Raw genomic sequence first — 22,673 nt, 5'->3', positions numbered from 1 at the left:
CGGGATCCAATCGGGCGTCGATGCGCACCCTCCGTAAGGATGCCAGTACGGCCCAATGTCGCGACTCGCCCTGCCGGCGGGTGGACGCTACGCTGCCCGGCATGGCCGTACGGGGCTGGGGAGGATCGGTCGCCATGGCGATCGGCGTAGCTGCGGGCGCTGGTGCCGCGCAGTTGGGGCTCGGCTACGGGCTCGGCATCATCGCCTGGCTGCCGTCGGCGAGCGGAACGAGCGAGGCGTCCTGGGTGGCGAGTCTCGCCTGGGCCACCTGGATCGCCGCCACCTCGACGGTTGCCGGTGCCATCGCGGCGCAGCGGATCGGTGCTCCCGAGACTGCGCGCCCCGCCACGGCGGGCACCCCGGCACCATCCGGACAGACCTTCACCACCGGACTGTGGCGGATCGCGTTGGCACTGGCGAGTGCGGTCGGCGGGCTGGTCACCGTCGCGCTGGTTGCCGTACCGGCCAGGGCGGCGACCCGCGCCGACAGTGTCTCGCCGCAGAGCATCGCCGCCGGCTACGCGGTCATCGGCGTGATGCTCGGGCTGGTGATGGCGATCTGGGCGCTCTCCTCGCCGGCCGTCGCCGGGAACGTGATCGCCACGAGCGGTTGGCTGTGGCTGCTCGCCGTCGTGTCGGTGGTCGACGGCGTCCTGTCCGGACGCGGCCTGGGCAGCGCGCAACTCGGCGTCTGGCAGATCACCTCGGACAGCGAACGGTTCTGGTTCCGTGACTACTTCTACTGGCCCGGTGCGGCTCTCTCGCTCGGCTCGGCGCTGCTGATCGGGGCGCTCGCCGCCCGTACGACGGCGCGGTTGCCCGAGCGTCGGGTCGGCGCGGTCGTTTCCGGTGTGGCGGGACCGCTGCTGGTCGCCACCGCGTACTTCCTGGCCGCGCCGAGGTTGGTGGGGATCCGGGCCGAGCAGGTGTCGGCGCACCTGGCCGCGCCGTACGCGGTGATCGCCGGCCTGGCCGGTTCGGCCCTGGTGGCGACGCTGGCGCAGCGCGCCTCGACGGCCCGGCCGGTGACCGTGGACCCTGCCGGGTCCGGGTCGGCGGACTCCCCGGAACCGGGTGGAGTGCCGGTGCGGCTGCCCGCCGCGTCCGACAGCCAGGTCGGTGACGGTGACGGTCACACCCCCCGGTCGTACGACACCGAGCCGGCCACCGAGCGGTTCGGCTCGACCGAGCAGCTCCGGGACCGCCCGGCCACACCGGTTGCCACGTTGTGGCCGGCGGCCGGTTCCGCGCAGACCGCCCCGGAGCCCCGCCGGGACACCGATCCCCGGGACACCGCGACCGGGTCCGATCGCCCGGACGGCGAGGGCGGTACGACGCCGGAGCCGTCAGCCGGGCCGGACCAGCCGGACGAGGCGAAGCCGAAGGGCCGGTCGGCCCGGTTCGGTCGCCGCGCCCGCTGACTCAGAGGTACGACCGACGGCGTACCCGGGCGGGAACGTCCGGTCAGTCGATCGGCCAGGTGTGTACGGGTTCGTTGGTGCGCTGGAGTTCGCCGTAGCGCTGCAACATCCGGTGTAACGCCGCCGATCGGTCCAGCCCGTGGTGATGCTCGGCGGCCCACACCGACTTTGTCTGCCAGACGGCACCGTTGCGACGCGTACGGCAACGCTGCTCGATGATGCCGAGCAGCCGGTCCCGCTCCGCCGGTGCCACACCGAACCGGTCCAGCCCCACTGCGGCACGGGGCAGCAGTACGTCGAGGACCAGGTCGGTGACCCTTACCTCGCCGAGTCGGGGCCAGTAGACGGTGGCGTCGATGCCCCGCCGGGCGGCGGCGTGGAAGTTCTCCTCGGCCGCGCTGAAGGTGAGCTGGCTCCAGATCGGCCGTTCCGCCTCGGCCAGTTCACGGGCCAGGCCGAAGTAGAACGCGGCGTTGGCCAGCATGTCGACGATGGTCGGTCCGGCCGGCAGGACCCGGTTCTCCACCCGCAGGTGGGGGCGGCCGTTCATGATGTCGTACACCGGGCGGTTCCACCGGTAGACGGTTCCGTTGTGCAGCCGCAGTTCGGCCAGGTGTGGCACCCCGCCGCGGTGCAGCACCTCGACCGGGTCCTCTTCCTCGCAGATCGGCAGCAGCGGGGGAAAGTACCGGACGTTCTCCTCGAACAGGTCGAAGATCGAGGTGATCCACCGCTCGCCGAACCAGACCCGTGGTCGTACGCCCTGGGCTTTGAGCTCGTCCGGCCGGGTGTCGGTCGCCTGCTCGAAGACCGCGACCCGGGTCTCCGCCCAGAGTTGCCGTTCGTAGAGGTACGGCGAGTTCGCGCCGATCGCGACCTGGATGCCGGCGATGGCCTGGGAGGCGTTCCAGTAGCTGGCGAAGTTGTCCGGCGCCACCTGAAGGTGGAGTTGGATGCTGGTGCAGGCCGCCTCGGGCGCGATCGAATCGGTCTGGGTGTGCAGCCGTTCGACCCCCCGGATGTCCATCTCGATGTCCTCGCCCCGGGCGGCGACGATCTGGTCGTTCAGGATGCGGTACCGCGTGTTGGTGGAGAGGTTGTCGGCGACCAGGTGCCGTTCGGTGAGGGTGGGCAGGATGCCGATCAGGATGACGGACGCGTCGGCCTTGACCGCCCGGTCGTCGGCGCGGTCCAGGCTGAGCCGCAGGTCCCGTTCGTAGTCGGTGAAACCGGCGCCCTCGATGAGGCGGGGTCGGGCGTTGAACTCCAGGTTGAACTGTCCCAGTTCGGTCTGGAACATCGGGTCGCCGAGGTTGGCCAGGATCTCCTCGTTGCGCATCGCCGGTTCGGCGTCGGCGTCGACCAGGTTCAGCTCGATCTCGAGGCCGGTGGTCGGCCGTTCGGCGTCGAAGCCGAAGTCGTCGAGCATCAGCGCGAAGACATCCAGGCAGCGGCGAACCTTCTGCCGGTAGCGGATGCGATCCGCACGGGAAAATATGCTTTGTCCGACCTCTGTGCCCATGTGTCCTCCCCGGCGCTAAGCGCTGTCGGCGCAGCCCGGAGGAGTCGATGCCCGGATTCTTACCGCGACCGAACTATTACGGTACGAGTAAGGACCGCATCCGACCAGATCAGCGACAGTGCCGGCCGGAGGGCGGCCAGCAGCGCGGGCCCAACGATCGCACAGAGTCAGTCGGCGCTCGCAATCGGTCTCACATTCGTCCGCCCCGGGACCGGATTTCCGGTCGCCGGGGCGGGCGTGGAGTGCACGGACACAGCCCGCACACTGTCCTACGTGGAGAGTCGATCAGGCCTGACGGACGGCCTCGCCCTCGATCTCGATCTTGACCTTCTTGCCGACCAGCACACCGCCGGTCTCCAGGCCCACGTTCCAGGTCAGGCCCCAGTCCTCACGGTCGATCTCGGTGGTCGCGGTGAACCCGAAGATCTCCTGCCCGAACGGGCTGGTGCCGACGCCGTGGAACTCGACCTTCAGGTCGACCGGGTGGGTGACACCACGGATGCTCAGCTCACCGGCGAGCACGAACTCGTCGCCGCTGTGCGACTTGACGCCGGTGCTCCGGTATTCCAGGTTGGGGTGCTTCTCCACCTCGAAGAAGTCGCCGCTGTTGAGGTGGGCGTCGCGGTCGGCCTGACCGGTGGTGATGCTGGCGGCCGAGATGGTGGCGGTCACCGACGACTGCAGCGGGTCCTCGGCGACGGTGATGGTCGCGGTCGCCTCGGTGAACTCGCCCCGAACCTTGCTCACCATCATGTGCCGAGCCACGAAGCCGACGCGCTTGTGCGCCTGGTCGAGCAGGTAGGTGCCAGCGGCCGGGATGGTCAGGCCGTCCCAGCTACGGATGGCGGGGTTCGTGCTGCTGGTCATGATCGTGACCCTTCCGAGGGGATGATTGAGTACGTCAACGACTGACTGAGCAACTATAGACTGAGCAATATTCCCGTTGTCAAGCATTGCTAGGATGTAGCGGTGGCATCGACCGACGAGCTCTCCGACGACCCCCGGATCACCGCCCTCGGGCTGCTGATGGAGGTGCACGCCGGGCTGACCTCCCGGTTCGCCACCCAGTTCGACGAGCACGGACTCTCGCCCGTCGAGTTCGAGGTGCTGATGCGCCTGGCCCGGTCACCCGAGCGGCGACTCCGGATGAGCGACCTCGCCGCCCAGACCTCCCTCTCCACCAGCGGGGTCACCCGCGTTGTCGACCGGATGGAGCGCGACGGGCTGCTCTGCCGCCACGCCTGCCCGTCCGACCGCCGCAGTCTCTACGCGGTGGTGACCCCTGCCGGGATAACCCGCCTGGAGGAAACCCTTCCCGGCCACCTGGCGTTGATCGAGCGGTGGTTCACCTCGCAACTCGACCCGAAGTCCCTGCGCGGTCTGCTCGGCGCGCTGCGGGACGTACGGGACGCGGTGAATCCGGGCGCCACCGCCGGCAGCACCGGGGTGAGCGACCCGGCGTAGCGCGACCAGCCACCGAACCTCGTCGCACCGCCCGCCCGAGGCCCTGGTCGCAGGACGATGTCCGGTGATCTCCACCTGGGACCGGCAGAAAAACCGGCAGAAGTCATTCGTGCACTTCGGCATTAGCCGCGTTACCGGACGAACTACGCGCCTGGTCGTACTAGTGTCCATCGGACGGGGGCTCCGGGGGGAGTGGCGCGAGCGGGAGTAAGTGAGGGGCTGTCGGGGGGCAGTCTCGCTCGCGCCACGCCCGGAACCAGACCTCTCTCAGCCGTCCCTCGGGTCAACCGGGGCGGCCGGCGGCACGACCGGCACCGCGTCGAGGACCGCCCGCTCCCGGGGCAGCAGGGTGATCGCACCCTCGCGGCAGACCTGGTCGATCCGGGCCAGCAGCACCGTTCGTACCTCCGGGTCGTCGGTGGTCGCGACCAGCCCGACCAACGCCTCCGCCGCACCCCGCAGATCACCGCCGGTGGCGTACGCGCCGGCCGCGGCGGCGTACCACTCGACCGCCCACTCCCGGTCGGCGCGCTGCACGGCGAGGATCGCCTCGATCAGGGCGCAGGTCCCGTCCTCACCACCGCCCCGGTCGTCCACGAGCGGCCGTCCCGCGTCGAGCGCGCCGACCGGAGACCGGAAGTCCACCGACGTCACCGGTGACACGCCGTCCATCCGCAACTCGGCCAGGACCGCGCTCGCCTCGGCCAGCCGGCCGTCCTGGGCCAGGGCCAACCCGACCGTGCCGAGCACCTGACGGCGGTGGGTCGGATCGCCGTACTCGCTCAGTGCGGCGACCACGCGCCGGCCCTGGTTGACGGCGTCGGCGTACCGGCCGTCGAGGCGGGCCACCTCGGCCAGGTTCGCCCGCGCCAGGGCCCGCAGCCGCTCGTCCCCGCACTGGGCGCCGAGCAGGTCCATCGCGGCCAGCCGCCGCCGCGCCGCGGTCAGGTCCGCGCCCCTGATCTCGTGCCAGGTCAGATAGTGCTGCGCCACTCCCATGTCCCTGGCCCGACCGTTGCGGCCGGCGAGGGTCAGCATCGTCTCGCCCAGCCGCCTCGCCTCGCCGTAGCCACCGGTGGCCGTCCACAGCCCGCAGAGCACACCGAGAGCGGCCAGTTCGCCGCCCACGTCCCGGTTCTCGTGGAACCAGTCCAGCGCCGCCCGCGCCGCCGGAAGTTCCTGCGGACCGGCACCGTGCGCGGCGGCGAGCTGGGCCACCCCCACCCGGGCCCAGGCCCGTACGGTCGGATCGGCCTGTGCGGTACGCGGATCGTCCAGCAACCGGCGCAGCCACTGCCGCCCGGCGACGTCCCTGCCCCGGAACCGCCACCACCGGACCAGGCTCGCCGCCAGGCGCAACGCGGTGTGCGGGTCGTCGGTCGCGGCGTGCGCCAGGGCGGCCCAGAGGTCGCTGGAGACCTCGTCCAACCGGCTCACCGCAGTGCCCGGATTCGGCCCGGTCAGCTCGGGCGCGGTCCGTGCGGCCAGCCCGGCGAACACCCGCGCGTGCCGGCGCCGGATCACCACCTGCTCCCCGTCGACCGCGGCCGTCTCGGCGGCGAAGTCGCGCACCACGTCGACCAGCCGGAACCGGAACGGGCCCCGCCCCCGTGCGCTGAGCAGGCCGAGCGCCAGGAGCCGGTCGAGCAGCGGCACCGGGTCCGCGGGCAACTGTCGCCCGGCCCGGTCGGACTCACCGGTCAGCATCGCCTCGGCCAGCTCGACCGACCACCGGTTCCGGAAGACCGACAGCCGGCGCAGGGCCACCTGGTCGTCCGGATCGAGCAACCGGTACGAGGCCGCCACCGCGTCCCGCAGGGTCAACGCGACCGCCTCGTGCACCGCCGCCGGGCGGGCGAGATCCAGCACCCGGTCCCCGTACCGGTCCAGGATCCCGTTGAGGTCGAGGATGCCCCCGCGCGCCGCCGCCAGCTCGATCGCGAGCGGCAACCCGCCGAGCCGGCGTACCAGGTTGAGCAGGGCGTCGAGTTCGTCCGGCTGCGGGGGCTCCCGCCGTACCTGGCGCAGCCGGGCGAGGAAGAGTTCGACCGCCGGATAGGGGGCGACCACGGCCAGTTCGGCGGGGGCGTCGGCGGGCGGCACCTCCAGCGGCGCCACCGGCCAGACCCGCTCACCGGCCAACCCGACCGGATGCCGCCCGGTGGCCAGCACCCGTAACGTCGGCGCCCCGGCGATCAGCCGGTGCAGCGCCCCGGCCACCGCCCCCGGTGCCCGTTCCACCGCGTCGACCAGCAACAACGAGGGTCCACCGGCGAGCCGGGCGGCCAGGTCCTGGGCCCGGCCGACGCCGAACACGGTGGCGACCGCCGACAGTACGTCGCTCTCGGTGGACAGGTCGGTGACCACGATCCCGGCCACCCCGCCCGGGTGCTGCGGTGTCACCCGGTCGGCGACGGCCAGGGCCAGGGCGGTCTTGCCGACCCCGGCGAGCCCCACCAGGCTGACCACCGAGGGTGCCGCGCCGGTGCCCCCGGTCAGCAACCCGGCAAGCTCCGGTACCTCCACGTCCCGACCGATGAGTGCCCCCGGCGCGGGCAGGCCGAGACCGGTTGCCGCCGGTCGGCCGACCGGCACCGCCGCCGGTACGCCGTTGTTCACCGTCCCCACACCGCTCGCCGCGAGGCCGACCGGGTTCGCCGATCCGGGCTCCGTACCGGCGGGGTTCTGCCCCCGCGCCGAGACGATGAACTCCGCCCGTTCGGCGCCGGCGAGGCGGAGCGCGGAGGCGAGCAGTTCGACCGTGGTTCGTTGCGGGCGCTGCGCTCGTCCCCGCTCCAGATCCCGTACGGTCCGGACTCCGACCCCGGCCCGTACGGCGAGGTCGGCCTGGGTCATCCCGGCTGCCCGGCGCAGGGTGCGCAGCAGCTCGGGGAAGCAGGTGGCGTCCCGCTCCGACCCATGATCCGGAGTCATGGGCAGGAAGAGTACGCACACCGCCCCACCCGGGGCAGGCATGCGTCGCGGTGCCGACGGGGAATGCACCGGATACCCGACAGTTACCGCCGCAGATGTCGGGAACCGGTCAGCATCCGGTCAGGAATCGGTCAACATCAGCGTGCCGGGTCGGATGTGGCGCGGTTCAGCGGCCGGCTCCAGCGGGCACCGGAACCGCCACCGGCGCCGGTCCACCCGGCCCGACCACCGCTCGTGCAGCCGGCGCAGCGGCCCCGGCGCCCACCAGTTCCACTCGCCGAGCAGGCTCATCAGTGCCGGCAGCAGCAGTCCGCGTACGACCGTCACGTCCAGGATCACCGCGACCGCCATGCCGAAGCCGATCTCCTTGACCGCGGTCAGGTCACCGAGCAGGAAGCCGAGGAAAACGACGACGATGCAGACCGCGGCGGCGGTCACCACCGGCCCGGTACGGGTGATCCCGGCCAGCACCGCCCGGTCACCGGCACTCGCCCGACCCGCCGCGGTCACCTGCCCCGACCAGCGCAGCCACTCCTCGCGAATCCGGGACAGCAGGAAGACCTCGTAGTCCATGGAGAGCCCGTACACGAACACGAAGAGCAGGACGGGCGTGGTCAGGTCGATCGCACCCCACGACTCGACGCCGAGCAGGGCCGACCCGACACCCCACTGGAAGACCACCACCAGGATGCCGAGGGTGGCGAGCAGGGTCAGGGCGTTCATCACCAGCGCCTTGACCCCGATCACCACCGAACCGGTCAGCACGAACAGCAGCACCCCGGTGACCAGCAACAACACCAGTACGGCCAGCGGCAGTCGCTGCGCGACCGACGACCGGTAGTCGACCAGTTCGGCGGCGGCGCCACCGACCAGCAACGGCACCGGGGCGTCCAGGGCCCGTACCGCGCGGACCAGTTCGCGGGACTCCGGGCCGGCGGTGGCGCCCTCCGGCGTCAGGTCGATCACCAGGGCGTTGCCGGGGACGTCCGGCCGGGGCTGCATCTGGATCACGTTCGGGAGCCGGTTGAGCTGGTTCATCAGGTCGCGTACGGCCGAGGTGGCCGGGTCGGCGCTGACCACCACGACCACCGGTTGCGCCCGACCGGACTCGAAGTCGCGCAGCAGCACGTCGTGCACCTGGCGTGCCTCCATGTCCGACGGCAGCGCCCGCGCGTCGGAGTTGGCCAGGTTCGCGCCGAACAGGAAGGGCAGGGAGAGCAGGAGCAGTCCGGCCGAGACGGTGACGACCACCGGCCCCGGCCGGGACTGGGCGAACGTGGCCAACCGGACGAGCAGTCCCCCGCCGACCGGGGTGGAACGCGGGTGTGGGCGCTGCGGCGTACCCGAAACGGGGGTGGACCGTGCGGGGCGGACCCGGCGGGGCAGGCCGACAACCGCGCCGACCGCGCGGGTGGCCCAGGTCCGCGCGCCCGCCGCCGGGATCCGCCGGTGGCCGACCGCGATGAGCGCCGGTACGGCGGTCAGCCCGGCCAGCGTCGCCAGCGCCACGACCAGGGCACCGCCCAGCGCCATCGCCGCGAGCAGCGGCTCGGCGAAGACGAACAGGCCGGTCATCGCAGCCGCCACGGCGAGCCCGGAGATCAGCACCGCCCGCCCGGCGCTGGCCAGCATACGGCCGAGCAACTCCGCCGGACCGGCGTCCGGGTCGGCGTCCCGCTCCTCCCGGAACCGGAACAGCAGCAGCAGCGCGTAGTCGACGCTCAGGCCGATGCCGAGCAGGGTGACCACGTTGACGGTGAACTCGCCGACCTCGGTCACCGAGGCCAGGCCGAGCAGGCCGAGCAGCGTCACCGCGACCGCGCCGAGCGCCGCCAGCAGCGGGATCGCCCCGGCCAGGAACCCTCCGACGATCACCACGAGGACGACCAGGAGCACGACCAGCGCGATCGACTCGCCCACCGCCGCGTCCCGGATCGCCTGGTCGGCGAACGCCCGCTCGGCCAGCTTCTCGCCACCGACCAGGACCTGCGGCGCGTCGATCCGACGCAGCAGCTCGGTCACCCGGTCCTCGACCCGTTCCCGCTCGACGTCCGACTGCCCGTCGACCAGCTCGACCCGGACCAGGGTGCTGCGGTTGTCGGCGCCGATCTGCCCGCCCGGCGCGCTGTAGAGATCGTCCACACCGGCCACACCCGGCAGGGTGCGCAGCTCGGCGGAGATCTTGGTGACACTCTCCACCAGCGGCGGGTCGTACGGGTCCCGGTCCCGGACCACGGCCACCACGATCGGCCCCTCGGGCAGGAGCTGGTCGATCCGAGCCTGCGCCACCTGCGACTCGGCGTCCGACCGCAGGTTGTCCGTACTCGACAACCGGTCGAAGACCTGTCCGCCGAGGGTCGCACCGGCGAGCACGAGGACGAGCCACGCTCCCAGCACCGGCCACCGCCAGCGCCACATCGAACGCCCGAGTGCAGCGAACATGACCGAGACCTCCCCGGCGACCCGTACGGCCGCTTTGCGCGTTTGTCCCGTCGATGCAAGCACCCGGTTCACCCGCGCGCCAGCCCGCAACCGGTCAGTCCGAACGTCCGATTCGCGCATTCGGAGCGGTCGCCCGGTCCGAAGTCCGGAACGGAGCGGCATTGATCGGCTTGCTTCGGACACCCACAATCCCGGTGATGACCATCGAAGCGGGAGCGCCGTCCCTTCCCGGCGGGCTGACCACCCGGCGGGCCATCGGGCTGGCCGTACGGCTCGGCGCGACGCTGCGGGAACTTCTGTGGCTGCTCGTCCTGGCGATCCTGCTCGCCGCCCTGGACACCTTCCTCATTCCCGGCCCGCCGCTGCTCCTGGCTGTCCTGGGCAGCGTCCTGGCGCAGCATCTGGTCCAGGGGATCCGTTCCGGCGTACCGGTGACCGCACCCGACCAGCCGGCGCTGTACGCACTCGTCGCCGAGACCGCAGCCCGGCTCGGCGTGCAACCACCCGGTCGAATCACCCTGATCGGTCAACCACTGGTCCGGGCCAGGGCCACCGGTCGCCGCCGGACGTTGGAGATCGGCCTGCCGCTGGTCGCCTGCCTATCCACCGCGCAACTACGCGCCCTGGTCGGTCACCAGCTCACACTGCTCTCGCACCCTCGGGCCTGGTTGGTCACCCGGCTGTGGCACCGGTGGCGGGACACGGTGGAGTCGCAGGCCGGTGAGGCGGGCCGGTACCGCCGGGCACTGGCCCCGTTCGCCGCCGAGGTCGGCCAGGACGCCGACCGGGCCGCGCGGACCGCCGCCGGAGATCTCGAAACGGCGGCGTACGGCATCGTGCTCGGCGACGTCGTCTGGTCCGCGTACGCCAGCTTCCTGATCGACTCGGCCACCCCGCCCCGCCGGTGGTTCTGGTTCTCCAACCCCGCCTTCGAGGATCTCGACGACGGCTGGCGGCAGGTGGTACGGCACGGCATCGACCGGCCGACGTGGAACCCCGGTGCGGCAGCGGTGTTGGCCACCTTGCACCCGGGGCTGGCCCGGTCGCTGACCGTACTCGCCGCCGCGGAGCCGATGGCCCTGCACGCGCCGGCCGACCCGGTGACGGTGCTGCCCCTGGACCGGCGTGCGTACCGCCGCCTGGTCCGGCGCAGCCACCACGAACTGAACGCTCTCGCCTGGGTCCGGTGGACCACCTTCACCGGCGCCCCGGCCGACTGGTGGATCCGACGGTCCCGGCGGAGTGCCGAGGAGGCGGTCGAGGCCGTCGGCGGCACTCTCGGCCCGGCCGGAGTCGAGAACGTGGACGAGATCCGGCTCACCGACCCGGAAGCGCCCCGGGCGGTACCCCACCTGATCGAGTACGCCCTACTCCGTCGGGGTTGGCAGCTCGAACATCCGGCGGTGCGCGGCGTACTGGTCAGCCCGAGCGGGCAGCAGCTCGACGCCACCCGCCTGATGTCGACCGTCCTGGCGCAAGCCCCGGACCAAGCAACTCTCCGCAGCCTGCTCACCACGACCTGAGCTGCACATCTCCGCCGGCGCTGAAACAATCTTGCCTCGGCCGCAACCGAGCCATCCTCCCACCCGTCAACCGGGAAAGCGCATGAGCCACTTGGGGGGAGCGTGGCCGTAGGTGAGGGATCCACAAAGCTTCGACGAGTTCTACCGAGGCTCCGCACTGCGAACACTGCGGTACGCGGTCGCCATCGTCCGGGACAGGGCCGAGGCGCAGGACGCGGTGCAGGAGGCGTACACCAGGGCCTGGCAACGGTGGGAAACCCTGGCCAGCCATCCGTACCCGGAGGCGTGGGTACGGCTGACCGTGACCCGACTCGCCACCGACCGGTGGCGCCGGCTGACCGGACTGTGGGCCGCGATCGCCCGTACCGACCGGTCCACCGGAATCGCGGCACCGCCCAGTGAGAACACCGTGCTGCTGGTGACGGCGTTACGCCAGCTACCGGCCCGGCAACGGCAGGTGCTGGCGCTGCACTACCTGGTCGACCTGACGGTGGACGAGATCGCCGCGGAGGTCGGCATCGCTTCGGGCACCGTCAAATCCCTGCTGTCCCGGGGCCGGGATCGGCTCGCGGCACAACTCGGCGACCTGGCTCCCGACCGGCCCTTGGAGGTACACGATGCCTGATCTCACCGACCGTTTCGCCGACCTCGCGGCCGAGGTCGACGGCATGCTCCTCGCCAACCCGCAACATCTGCGGCAGCGGGCCGATCGTCGGTCGCGTACCCGTGTGGCACTGGTCGGTGCGGCGGCGACGGTCGCGGTTGCCGGCGTGGCGGTGACCCCCGCCATCCTCTTCGACCCGCCCCCGCCGACCCCGCAGGTGGGTATTCCGGTGCCGACCCCGACCCCGACGCCGACGCCTTCGGCGGCCCCGACACCCGACGGCGGCACCCCGACCGCACTCCCGCCCACCACCCCGCCGCAGGGGACGTCCGGCCCGCCACGGTCACCGGGACGAGCGGCGTCCATCTCGATCCCACTCGCGGCCTTCTTCACGCCACCGCCGAACACCCGGAAGTCGGAGACCAGGGTCGCCACGGCAAACGGCGAGGCGCTGCCCGAGCTCTGCCGGGACGACATGTTCACCGCGTTGGACGACGAGATGATCGGACGCAAAGCGGTTCGGTCGCTCTACAAACGACCGGAAGACCCGGCGGACAATGTCCCTCACGGCACCCTCTACCAGACGATCACCGCCTACACCACGGGCGCGGCGGAGCAGTTCATGGACGAGTTCGCGACCGCAGCAGCCTCGTGCAAGTCGTTCCAGGCCGGCGACATCCCGACCACGATGCGTACGCTGCCACCGCCCTCGTACGGCGACCAGGCGATCCTGCTGGAGACCGACCGCCCGTCCCTCGACATCGACGGCAAACCAACCGACCACCGCGTTACCCAACGGATTGTCGTCGTACGGGTGGGCGACGTGGTCACGGTACTCAACGACAGCGGCTGGGAGGGCACCAGTTCCATCCCCGCCCTCATCGACAACTTCACCCACCTAGCAGTCACCGCAATCAACCAGTGGCGCTGACGCACCCCCCACCCCCGGCGATCTTGCACTTGTGGTCGTGAACGAATCGGGCCTAGTGCCTCAATTCAGGCGCCACAACTGCAAGATCGTCGGGGGTCACGGGGGGACGAGCATGGGGGTGGGTTAGAGGCCGAGGTCGCGGGCGATGATCATGCGCTGGACCTCGGAGGTGCCCTCGCCGATTTCGAGGATCTTCGAGTCGCGCCAGAAGCGGGCGACCGGGAACTCGTTCATGAAGCCGTACCCGCCGTGGATCTGGGTCGCCTCGCGGGCGTTGTCCACCGCGCTCTCGCTGGCGTACAGCTTGGCGATCGCGGCCTGCCGCTTGAAGTCCTCGCCGGCCAGCATCCGCGCGGCGGCGTCGTAGTACGCCAACCGGGCCATGTGGGCGCGCAACTCCATGTCGGCGATCTTGAACTGGATCGCCTGGTTCTTCGCGATCGGCTGGCCGAACGCGTGCCGCTCCTTGGCGTACCGGATGGACTCGTCGACGCAGCCCTGGGCGAGCCCGACGGCGAGGGCGGCGATGGCGATCCGGCCCTCGTCGAGGATCTGGAGGAACTGGGCGAAGCCCCGGCCACGGGTGCCGAGCAGGTTCGCCGCCGGCACCCGGCAGTCGTCGAAGGTCAGCTCGTGGGTGTCGGAGGCACACCAGCCGACCTTCGAGTAACCAGGTGCGACGGTGAAGCCGGGCGTACCCGACGGGACGATGATGGTGGACAGCTCCTTCGAGCCGTCCTCCTTGATGCCGGTCACCGCGGTGACCGTGACCAGCGCGGTGATGTCGGTCCCGGAGTTCGTGATGAACGCCTTGGAACCGTTGATCACCCACTCGTCGCCGTCCAGGGCCGCGCGGGTGGTGGTGCCACCGGCGTCGGACCCGGTCCCCGGCTCGGTCAGCCCGAACCCGGCCAGCGCCTCACCGCTGAGCAGCCTCGGCAGCCACTGTTCCTTCTGCGCCTCCGTACCGAACCGGAAGATCGGCATCGCGCCGAGCGAGATCGCCGCCTCCAGGGTGATCGCCACGCTGGAGTCGACCCGGGCCAGTTCCTCCAGGGTCAGGCAGAGCGCGAAGTAGTCACCGCCCATGCCGCCGCGCTCCTCCGGGAAGGGGAGCCCGAACAGGCCCATCTTGCCCATCTCCCGGATGACCTCGTACGGGAACGTGTGCTTTTCGTAGTGTTCGCCGATGACCGGGGCGACCACCTCGCGGGCGAACTCCCGTACGGTCTGCCGGAGCGCCTCCTGCTCCTCGGTGAGCCGGAAGTCCATGGGTTCCTCCTCGTAGGCGGTACAACGTGGAACATGGTGCCGATCGGCTCACTTGTGGCGGCCTACCGGCGAAAACGAGACCGGTCAGACCGGGGTGACGCCGTGCCGCCGCCGGGAGAACTGGCGGTCCTTGCCCTTGGCCGCGGCGTACCGCCGGACCAGTTCGGTCCGCAGCTCGTGCGGCTCCACGATCGCGTCGATGACAAGTTCGCTGGCCAGCCGCACGATGTCGATGTCGCGCTCGTACTCGGCCCGCTTCGCCGCGACGAACGCGGCCCGCTCGTCCGGGTCCTCGATCGCGGCGATCTTGTTGGCGTAGACCGCGTTCACCGCCGCCTCGGCCCCCATCACCGCGATCTTCGCCGTGGGCAGGGCGATCGTCGCGTCCGGCTCGAAGCCGGGACCGGCCATCGCGTAGAGACCCGCGCCGTACGCCTTGCGGACCACCACGCAGATCTTCGGTACGGTCGCCTCCGAGATCGCCGTGATCATCTTCGCGCCGTGCCGGATGATGCCCTGCTTCTCCACCGCCGTGCCGACCATGAATCCGGGCACGTCGGAGAGGAAGAGCAGCGGTACGTTGAACGCGTCGCAGAGCTGGACGAACCGGGTCGCCTTGTCGGCCGAGTCGACGAAGAGCACGCCGCCCTTGAACATCGAGTTGTTGGCGACGACCCCCACGACCTCGCCGTTCAGCCGGCCGAACCCGATCGTCAGCTCCTTGGCCCAGAGCGCCTGGATCTCCAGGAACGAGTCGGCGTCGAGCAGGCCCTTGACGTACCGCCGCATGTCGAACGCCTGCCGCTCGCTCGCCGGCACCAGCGCGGCCAGGTCGACCGACGCGGGCGGTTCGGCCGCCTCGGCGGTCGGCGGCTCCTGCGTCCAGTTCGCCGGCAGGTACGACAGGTAGTCGCGCACCACCTTCAGCGCGTCCGCTTCCGTCTTGCAGAGGAAGTGCCCCACGCCCGACTCGGCGCAGTGCACCCGCGCCCCGCCCATCTCCTCCAGCGTGGTCTTCTCGCCGGTCACCATCTCGACCATGCGATCCGAACCGAGGTACATGCTCGCGTTGCCCTCGACCATGGCAACCACGTCACAGAACGCCGGGATGTACGCGCCACCGGCAGCGCTCGGCCCGAACAGGGCGCAGACCTGCGGGATCGAGCCCGAGGCGCGTACCTGGTTCCAGAAGATCTTGCCGGCGCCCCGCCGCCCCGGGAACAGGTCCACCTGGTCGGTGATCCGGGCCCCGGCCGAGTCGACCAGGTAGACCATCGGCATTCCGGCCGCGTACGCCCGCTCGATGATCCGGATGATCTTCTCGACCGTACGGGCGCCCCAGCTACCGGCCTTGACCGTGGAGTCGTTCGCCATCAGGCAGACCCGCCGACCGTCGATGGTCGCCTGACCGGTGATCACACCGTCGGCCGGCAACCCGTCGGCGAGCGCGTTGGCGTAGATCCCGTCCTCGACGAAGGAGCCCTCGTCCACCAGGAGCGCGACCCGCTCCCGGGCGAAGAGCTTGCCCTTGGCCGCGTTCGCCGCGTGGTACTTCTCCGCGCCACCGCCCCGGACCCGCTTACGGAGCTGTTCCAGCGCCTCACCGTCGAGCGTCACGCCGACTCCTCACCGCACCCCGACCAACCGACCCGGTGTCCCGGCCTCAGCCGGGACACCACAAGTCTACTTAACGGTCGTTAGGCTAGCGCATCGAGCCGAGCAACACAGGTCACCGTCCGCCGGATCAGACCAATCTGGTACGCGGACCAGCACGCAACACCCCGGACGGCAACTGCCGCCCGACCAACTTCTCCGCCAACTCCGCCACCTCGATCAACCGGTCGAGGTCGATCCCGGTCTCGATCCCCATGTCGTGCAGCATGTGCACCACCTCCTCGGTGGCCACGTTCCCGCTCGCCCCCGGCGCGTACGGACACCCGCCGAGCCCGCCGATGCTGGCATCGAACTCGGTGATGCCCAGCTCCAACGCCGTCAGGATGTTCGCCAGACCCGTACCCCGGGTGTTGTGGAAGTGCAGCAACACCGGCACGTCCGGCTGGGCGGACCGGACCGCCGTCACCAGCTCCCGCACCCGACGCGGCGTACCCATCCCCGTGGTGTCACCGAACGCCACCCGATCGGCACCATCGGCAACCACCCGGTCGACGATCCCCGCCACCCGCTCCGGCGCGACATCCCCCTCGTACGGACACCCGAAGCTCGTCGCCACGATCACCTCGACCGAGGCACCGGCCCCGTGCAGCAGCTCGATCAGCTCCGCGATGTCGTCCAACGACTCAGCCGTCGACCGGTTCACGTTCCGCCGGTTGTGCGTGTCGCTGGCCGACACCACCACCTCGATCTCGGTGAACCCGGCCGCCAACGCCCGCTGCGCCCCACGCGAGTTCGGCACCAGCGCCGAGTAACGCACCTCCGGTGCCCGTACGGCCGCCCGCCAGACCTCGTCCGCGTCGGCCATCGCCGGAATCGCCCGAGGATGCACGAACGACACCGCCTCGATCCGCCCCACACCGGTGGCGGAGAGCGCGTCGAGCAGCCGCACCTTCGCATCCGTCGGAATCGGGTCCTCGTTCTGCAACCCGTCGCGCGGTCCCACCTCGCGGATCGACACCGCACCTGGCAGTTGACTCATCGGCCACCTCACTGTGACGCCACTGGACCCACCCATTGTCACTCGCCCACCCGTACGAGCCCACAACAGCAGATCAACACCACAACAGTGCAGCTCAAGGTGGGTGGGGCCCACCGTGCCCACTCTGGGCCGTCACGCTTGATCCCCGCCGTGGGCACGGTGGGCCCCACCCAGACCACCAGCAGGGTCACCGGCGACAAACAGTGCGTGATTGTGGCGTCACCGCCGTCTACCATTCGAAGAGTGCCGACACCCGAGAGCACACTCCGAGTTGCCCCAACCGAGACGGTTACCGCAGTCACCAGCACGCCGGCCGGTCAGCTAGGACCACGAGGCGACTACTCCGGAGTCTGGCTCAGCCGGTACGAATACTTCTCCAGCGGCCGGAACGCCACATTCACCGGCCAGCACTACGTCACCCTGTTGCAGCACGGCGACCGGCTCACCGTACGAAGCCTGCCCGGATCAGCGGACTCCTCGCTGACCCTGGACCTGACGGTCGACGGAAACGTCGTAACCGGCACCTGGGTCGAGCAGACGGAGCCCGAGAGCTACTACCGGGGTGCCCGGTACCACGGCTCGATCCAGATGCTGGCCGAGCCAACCGGCCGCCGAATGACCGGCAAGTGGGTCGGCTTCGGCAAGAACATGGACATCAACACCGGCCCCTGGGAGCTGATCTTCCAGGACGCCTCCACCAACAAAGCCACCCTGGAGCGATACAACCGACCGCCAACTCCCGAGGCGTAACCACCGATCTCCTGCACCCGCCACAGTGATCGGCTCAGGGTGGGGCCCACCGTACCCACGGCGGGGATCAAGCCTGACGACCCAGAGTGGGCACGGTGGGCCCCACCCCCGCGCTCACCGCATCCGAGCAACAATCCCCGTGTCGTAATCCCCCGAGATGAACTCGTCGTTCTCCAACAGCTCAGCAAAGAACGGCAGATTGCACTTCGGCCCCACAACCTCGAACCCGGCAACCGCACCCCGAGCCCGCTCGATAGCCTCAGCCCGATCAGCCCCGTACACGATGAGCTTCGCCATCAACGAGTCGTAGTGCGGCGTCACCGTCGTACCCGTCTCGTAGCCCGAGTCGACCCGGACACCCTCGCCCGTCGGCTCCACCCAGGACTTGACCACGCCCGGCCCCGGCATGAAACGCTTCGGGTCCTCGGCGTTGATCCGCAACTCGATCGCGTGCCCGCGCGGCACCAGCGCGTCCGGGTCGAAGTTCGGCGCCAGTCCGGACGCCACCCGCAACTGCTCCTCGACCAGGTCAACCCCGTAGACCAGCTCGGTGATCGGGTGCTCGACCTGGAGCCGGGTGTTCATCTCCAGGAAGAAGAACTCACCGGTCGTCGGGTCCAGCAGGCATTCGACCGTACCGGCGTTGCGGTATCCGACGGCCTCACCGGCCCGTACCGCCGCAGCCAGGAAACGCTCCCGCAGTTCGGGTGCGACGGCCGGCGACGGCGACTCCTCGACCAGCTTCTGGTTGCGCCGCTGGACCGAGCACTCCCGCTCGCCCAGGGCCACCACCCGGCCGTCGGCCAGGCCGAGGATCTGCACCTCGACGTGGCGTACCCGGGGGAAGTAACGCTCGATCAGCACCGAGCCGTCGCCGAACATCCGCTGCGCGAACGCGCGGACCTTGTCGTACTCGGTGTGCAGTGACCCGGCGTCGGTCGCGACGGCCATGCCCATCCCGCCGCCACCGGCCGCGGCCTTGACCATCACCGGGAAGCCGATCGACTCCGCCGCCGCGAGCGCTGCCTCGACGTCGGCGGCCGGGTCGGTGGTGCCGGGGGCCACCGGGACCCCTGCGGCGGCCATCAGGTTCCGCGCATTGATCTTGTCGCCCATCGCGGTGATCGCGTCCGGGCCCGGTCCGACCCAGATCAGGCCGTTGGCCTCGACGGTACGGGCGAAGTCGGCGTTCTCGGACAGGAAGCCGTAACCGGGGTGGATGGCCACCGCACCGGTCGACTTGGCGGCGGCGAGGATCGCCTCGGAGTTGCGGTAGCTCTGCGCCGGGTTCGCCGGTCCCACACATACCGCCTCGTCGGCCTCGCGGACGAACGGCAGGTCTGCGTCCGCCTCCGAGTAGACCGCGATCGTCCGTACGCCGAGCCGCCGAGCAGTACGGATGATCCTGCGGGCGATCTCGCCACGGTTCGCGACCAGCAGCGACTCGATCATGTCTTCTCCTCGGGGTCTCCGGGTGTCCTGACAGTGCTAGGACACCATGGGTACCCCTCCGCTCACGAATCCGGGGTCGCCCCCGACCCGGCGGGGGTCAGGAGATCGGGCCGAGCAGGGCGGCGAGGGTGGCCGCCCGCAGCAGCGCGGCCCGGCGGCGACGGTCGACCTCACCGCCGAGGAACGGGGTGGAGTTCATCAGGCCGAAGGCGGCGTGCGCCAGTACCCGGGCCTCGCCGGCCGCGAGTCCGGGGTGCAGGACGGTGAGGACCGACACCCATTCCTCGACGTAGAGGCGCTGGAGCCGGCGGATCTGCCGACGCGGTTCGTCCGGCAACCGGTCCAGTTCGTGCAGGTGCAGCGCGATGACCGCCGGGTTGGCGAGCGCGAACTCGACATGGAAGTCGATCAACGACTCGAGGATCGCCTGCGGCTGACCGGGGTGTTCCGTCACCCGCTGCCGGCCGCCGTCGAGCAGACCCTGACTGACCGGGATCAGGGCGGCGGCGAGCATCGCCTCCTTGCCGGCGAAGTGGTGGTAGAGGGCCGGCCCGGTGACGCCCGCGGCTGCCCCGATGTCATCCATGGACACGCCGTGGTAGCCACGGGCGGCGAACAACCCGACCGCGATCTCCAAGATTTCGTCACGGCGCGACCGGCGCCGTGGAGTCACCGGGGTACCGCCCGGCGTCGCCCCTGTCACCTGCTGTTCCAGCGTCACCAGGCCAGCCTAGTCCCGGTCCGCTCAGCCATCGGTGTCCAGATCGTGCTCCCGGCGCAACGCCTCCGCCTCTTCACCACGCCCCGACTGCCCGAGCGCCTCGGAGAGCAACCACGCCGCCCGGCGTACGGCGGGTGAACCGGTGGGCAGGGAGCCGAGCACCGTACGCAGGATCGGCTCGGCCTCGACCGCCCGGTCCAGCCGCAGCAGCACCTCCCCGGTCAGCAACTCGACCTGCAAAGCCTCACCGAATGCCTCGATCGCCCGCAATCGTCCCGGTACGCCCTCCACTCGACGCAACGCCTCGTCCGGGCGTTCCGCGCCGATCAGCGCCCGTGCGGCGCTGTCGGAGAGCATGCACGACTCCCAGATCACCGACGGCTCGTCGGCGGCCTCCGCCGGCAGCGCCGCCAGGACCGCTTCGCCACGCTCGACCGCCACCAGCGCGGCGTCCGGCTCACCGGCCCAGTGCCAGGCGTCGGCCTCCCGCCGTCGGGCCCTCGACCCGTCCATCGACAGCCCGGCCAGCCCGTACGCGGTCGCCGCCGCGGCGAACCGCTGTGCCGCCAGCGCGTCCCGGTCCTGGGCATAGAGCAGGTCACCCGCCTCCTCCAGCACCTGCGCCCGGCCGCCGAGATTGTCCGGCCCGTCCAGGTTCTCCGCGAGCTGGTCCAGCAGGGACAGGGCAAGCTGATCCTCGTCCAGCTCCCGGTAGACCCCGGCGAGCAGGTGCCGGCACCGGTCCGCGTCGCCCTGGTGGCCGAGCCGGTCGAGTTCGAGCACCGCCTCCTCGCCCACCTCGGCCGCGTCGAGCGCCCGCCCGGCCCGCCGGTACGCGTTCGCCAACTCGAACCGGAGGAACGCGGCCCCGTCGATGATGCCCTGTTCGGCGCAGATCGCAACCGCCTCGACAAGATCCTCGACCGCGTCCGCCGGACGGTCCAGCGCCAGCGACGCCCGGCCCCGACCGATCCGTACGTGCAGGGCCGCCTCCCCGGTCGCGATCGGCAACGCCTCGTCCAGGGCGTCGCGTACCTCGGTCGGGTCGTCCAGGTTCTGGGAGTGGCAGATGCAGGCCGCGGCGAGCCGTTCCGGCACGGCCAGCGCCCGGTAACTGTCACGGGACTGCGCCGCCGCGTCCCGGGCCTCCTCGCGTCGGCCGACCGCCTGGAGGCAGATCGCCCGACGCAGCCCGATCCGGGCAACCAGGTACGGATCGTCGACCTCCGCCGCCGCCTCGGCCGCGAGTTCCACCGCGTCGAGCGCCTCGGGCCAGCGTTGGAGTCCGGCCAGCGCCAGCGCGGCCCGGTCCCGGGCACCCGCCACATCGGCCCGGTCCCCGTGCTCGGTCAGGTAGGTCACCCCCGCCTCGACCAGCGGCAGACCTTCGGCCTCGTCCCCCTGGTGGCAGAGCAGTACGCCGAGCCGGCCAGCGACCATCCACTCCCGACGGTGGTCCGCCAGCCCCCGGTACAGCTCGATCGCCCGGCGGAGCAGCTCGATCGTGGCCGGCCGGTCGTCGGCCATCATCAGTTCAGCCGCCCGGAGTTCGATCCACCGTGCGTCGTCCGCCGGCGTGAGCACCCGGCCCGCGTCCGCCTCGTCGGCGTTGGCAGCGTCGGCAGCGGTGTCCGCGTCGTCGCCGAAACGTTCGTCCAGTACCCGCAGCAGCACCTTCAGGTGCTCGTAGCGCTCGGTCTTCCAGTGCTGGTCGGCGAGTTCGAGCAGCTCGGACAGCGTCGCCCCGGCCGGGATGTCGGCCGGTGACGGCACCGGCGGCACCTGCGCACCCGCCGGCACCTCACCCGCGGCCGGTGCGACCGACGCCGCTACGACGGACGCCGGGGCAGTACGCCGACGGGCGGTCGGCGACAGCGGCAGGTGTTCCCCGATCGGCTCGGCCGCCAACCGCCGCTCGACCCAGCCGGACTGATGCGACGTGCCGTTGCGGTTGTCGAACCGGGCCGCGATGTCGGTGGCGATCCGCGCCAGGTCCTCGGCTAGCGCACCGACCGGCAGCTCGGCGGCGGGTCGTTCGCCGTACGCCTGCCGGTGCACGGTCAGCTTCCCGTGCCCGGTCTCGTCCAGCCGCCGGAGCAGCAGCGCCGCAGCGGCGGCGAACGACATCGCGTCCCCCGGTGACGGGGCCCGGTCCAGCCAGTCGAGGTGCCGCTCCACGATCTCCAGCCCACGGGACTCGTTCCCGGTCACCGCACAGAACTCGACGTGATTGGCGATGCTGCCGAGATCGGCCAGGTTCCCCCGCAACCGCCGGTACGCCCGCCGGTGCGCGTCCCGCGCCCGCTCCCGCCGCCCCGACCGCAGGTACGGCACCATCAGGCTGGTCAGGATCCCCTGTGGCTGCTCGTTGCAGGTGAGCTGCCCGGCCAGCACCGGTTCGGCCAGCGCCACCGCCGCTTCGATCTGCCCGGTGCCGGCAAGGTGCCGGACCTGCCCGGACGGGTCACACCCGGCACAGTCGGAGAGTTCGTCGCGCGGGGCGGTGACCCACCTTCGGTACCACTCCTCGGTCTCCTCGTCGGCGCCCCGGTGCCGGGCCACCAGGTGCCGGTACTTGTAGACCGCCTGGAGGCTGTGTCCGCCCTCGCGGTAGCGGCGCTCCATGTCGTCGAGGACCGCGTACGTGCGTTCCAGCGGCACCTCGGGGAAGTTGAGCAGCGCGTTGACCATGTGCTTGAAGTGCCAGAGCAGCGTGTGTACGTGCCGCTGGTGGTACGGCTGCGGGTTGCGGTCGTAGTCCGCCAGGCACCAGGAGAAGGTGACGAACGACTTCGCCGGCTCGCCACCGTACGTGTAGGCGCTGGTGCCGAGCATCCGGGCGGCGAACGCCAACTCCTGGTCACCCTTGGCGTCGACCTGCCGGATCAACTGCTCCACCGCGGCGATCTGCCCGGCGCCGAACGGCATGTCGGCCGCCTGCTCGTACACCGACCACAGTTCGTCGTTACCGCTGGCCACCGCAG

The 22,673-nt window shown here is 71.0% G+C and carries 15 protein-coding genes and 1 pseudogene; 6 read left to right on the top strand and 10 right to left on the bottom strand.

Going from position 1 to position 22,673, the window contains the following annotated elements; translation table 11 throughout:
- Nucleotides 1-101: 101 nt before the first annotated feature.
- Nucleotides 102-1,421, top strand: coding sequence for a hypothetical protein (locus OIE47_RS14060; protein WP_326561934.1), 1,320 nt, complete (start codon nt 102-104; stop codon nt 1,419-1,421).
- Between the two features lie 43 nt (nt 1,422-1,464).
- Here OIE47_RS14060 and OIE47_RS14055 read toward each other — a convergent pair whose 3' ends face one another.
- Nucleotides 1,465-2,943 carry a glutamate--cysteine ligase gene (locus tag OIE47_RS14055; RefSeq protein WP_326561933.1) on the bottom strand — a complete coding sequence of 493 codons (1,479 nt, stop codon included), beginning with the start codon at nt 2,941-2,943 and terminating at the stop codon, nt 1,465-1,467.
- A 285-nt stretch (nt 2,944-3,228) separates the two neighbouring features.
- Nucleotides 3,229-3,810: a YceI family protein gene (locus tag OIE47_RS14050; RefSeq protein ID WP_326561932.1), complete on the bottom strand. Its 582-nt coding sequence runs from the start codon at nt 3,808-3,810 to the stop codon at nt 3,229-3,231.
- Between the two features lie 159 nt (nt 3,811-3,969).
- Here OIE47_RS14050 and OIE47_RS14045 point away from each other — a divergent pair, with 159 nt between their 5' ends.
- Complete coding sequence (locus tag OIE47_RS14045; RefSeq protein ID WP_326563093.1) at nt 3,970-4,407, top strand: MarR family winged helix-turn-helix transcriptional regulator; 438 nt, start codon at nt 3,970-3,972, stop codon at nt 4,405-4,407.
- A 267-nt stretch (nt 4,408-4,674) separates the two neighbouring features.
- On the opposite strand, the gene OIE47_RS14040 is transcribed toward OIE47_RS14045, so the two are convergent.
- Nucleotides 4,675-7,341 (bottom strand): ATP-binding protein, encoded by a 2,667-nt coding sequence (locus tag OIE47_RS14040; protein WP_326561931.1) that lies wholly within the window; start codon nt 7,339-7,341, stop codon nt 4,675-4,677.
- A 120-nt stretch (nt 7,342-7,461) separates the two neighbouring features.
- On the bottom strand, nt 7,462-9,783 hold the full coding sequence (locus OIE47_RS14035; protein ID WP_326561930.1) for an MMPL family transporter: 2,322 nt from the start codon (nt 9,781-9,783) through the stop codon (nt 7,462-7,464).
- Nucleotides 9,784-9,980: 197 nt separating this feature from the next.
- Between OIE47_RS14035 and OIE47_RS14030 the strand changes: the two genes are divergently transcribed.
- The 3 genes from OIE47_RS14030 (at nt 9,981) to OIE47_RS14020 (ending at nt 12,841) form a co-directional block, all read left to right on the top strand.
- The gene (locus tag OIE47_RS14030) at nt 9,981-11,306 is read left to right on the top strand and encodes a hypothetical protein (RefSeq protein WP_326561929.1); all 1,326 of its coding nucleotides are present in this window, start codon (nt 9,981-9,983) and stop codon (nt 11,304-11,306) included.
- Nucleotides 11,307-11,418: 112 nt separating this feature from the next.
- Nucleotides 11,419-11,931, top strand: a complete 513-nt coding sequence (locus tag OIE47_RS14025; protein ID WP_326561928.1) for a SigE family RNA polymerase sigma factor — start codon at nt 11,419-11,421, stop codon at nt 11,929-11,931.
- A complete protein-coding gene (locus OIE47_RS14020; RefSeq protein ID WP_326561927.1) occupies nt 11,924-12,841 on the top strand; it encodes a hypothetical protein in 918 nt (305 codons plus the stop codon). Before OIE47_RS14025 ends, OIE47_RS14020 begins: the two co-directional genes overlap by 8 nt.
- Nucleotides 12,842-12,964: 123 nt before the next feature.
- On the opposite strand, the gene OIE47_RS14015 is transcribed toward OIE47_RS14020, so the two are convergent.
- The 3 genes from OIE47_RS14015 to OIE47_RS14005 form a co-directional block, all read right to left on the bottom strand.
- Nucleotides 12,965-14,113, bottom strand: coding sequence for an acyl-CoA dehydrogenase family protein (locus tag OIE47_RS14015; protein ID WP_326561926.1), 1,149 nt, complete (start codon nt 14,111-14,113; stop codon nt 12,965-12,967).
- 84 nt (nt 14,114-14,197) lie between these two features.
- Entirely contained in the window at nt 14,198-15,730 is a 1,533-nt protein-coding gene (locus OIE47_RS14010) for an acyl-CoA carboxylase subunit beta (protein WP_326561925.1), read from the bottom strand.
- 127 nt (nt 15,731-15,857) lie between these two features.
- Nucleotides 15,858-16,766, bottom strand: a complete 909-nt coding sequence (locus OIE47_RS14005; RefSeq protein ID WP_326561924.1) for a hydroxymethylglutaryl-CoA lyase — start codon at nt 16,764-16,766, stop codon at nt 15,858-15,860.
- Nucleotides 16,767-17,081: 315 nt separating this feature from the next.
- On the opposite strand from OIE47_RS14005, the pseudogene OIE47_RS14000 reads away from it, so the two are divergent.
- A pseudogene (locus OIE47_RS14000) lies at nt 17,082-17,516 on the top strand (XRE family transcriptional regulator); the annotation flags it as partial.
- A gap of 114 nt (nt 17,517-17,630) precedes the next feature.
- Here the strand turns inward: OIE47_RS14000 and OIE47_RS13995 are convergent.
- From OIE47_RS13995 to OIE47_RS13985, 3 genes are all read right to left on the bottom strand, one after another.
- Nucleotides 17,631-18,968, bottom strand: coding sequence for an acetyl-CoA carboxylase biotin carboxylase subunit (locus tag OIE47_RS13995; protein ID WP_326561923.1), 1,338 nt, complete (start codon nt 18,966-18,968; stop codon nt 17,631-17,633).
- A 97-nt stretch (nt 18,969-19,065) separates the two neighbouring features.
- Nucleotides 19,066-19,689 (bottom strand): TetR/AcrR family transcriptional regulator, encoded by a 624-nt coding sequence (locus OIE47_RS13990; protein ID WP_442792091.1) that lies wholly within the window; start codon nt 19,687-19,689, stop codon nt 19,066-19,068.
- Between the two features lie 24 nt (nt 19,690-19,713).
- Nucleotides 19,714-22,668 carry a hypothetical protein gene (locus tag OIE47_RS13985; protein WP_326561922.1) on the bottom strand — a complete coding sequence of 985 codons (2,955 nt, stop codon included), beginning with the start codon at nt 22,666-22,668 and terminating at the stop codon, nt 19,714-19,716.
- Between the last annotated feature and the right edge of the window lie 5 nt (nt 22,669-22,673).

This window comes from Micromonospora sp. NBC_01796 (assembly GCF_035917455.1).
Taxonomy (GTDB): Bacteria; Actinomycetota; Actinomycetes; order Mycobacteriales; family Micromonosporaceae; genus Micromonospora_G.
The sequence above is the reverse complement of the archived record's forward strand: the minus strand, read 5'-3'. Positions and strand labels throughout refer to the sequence as shown.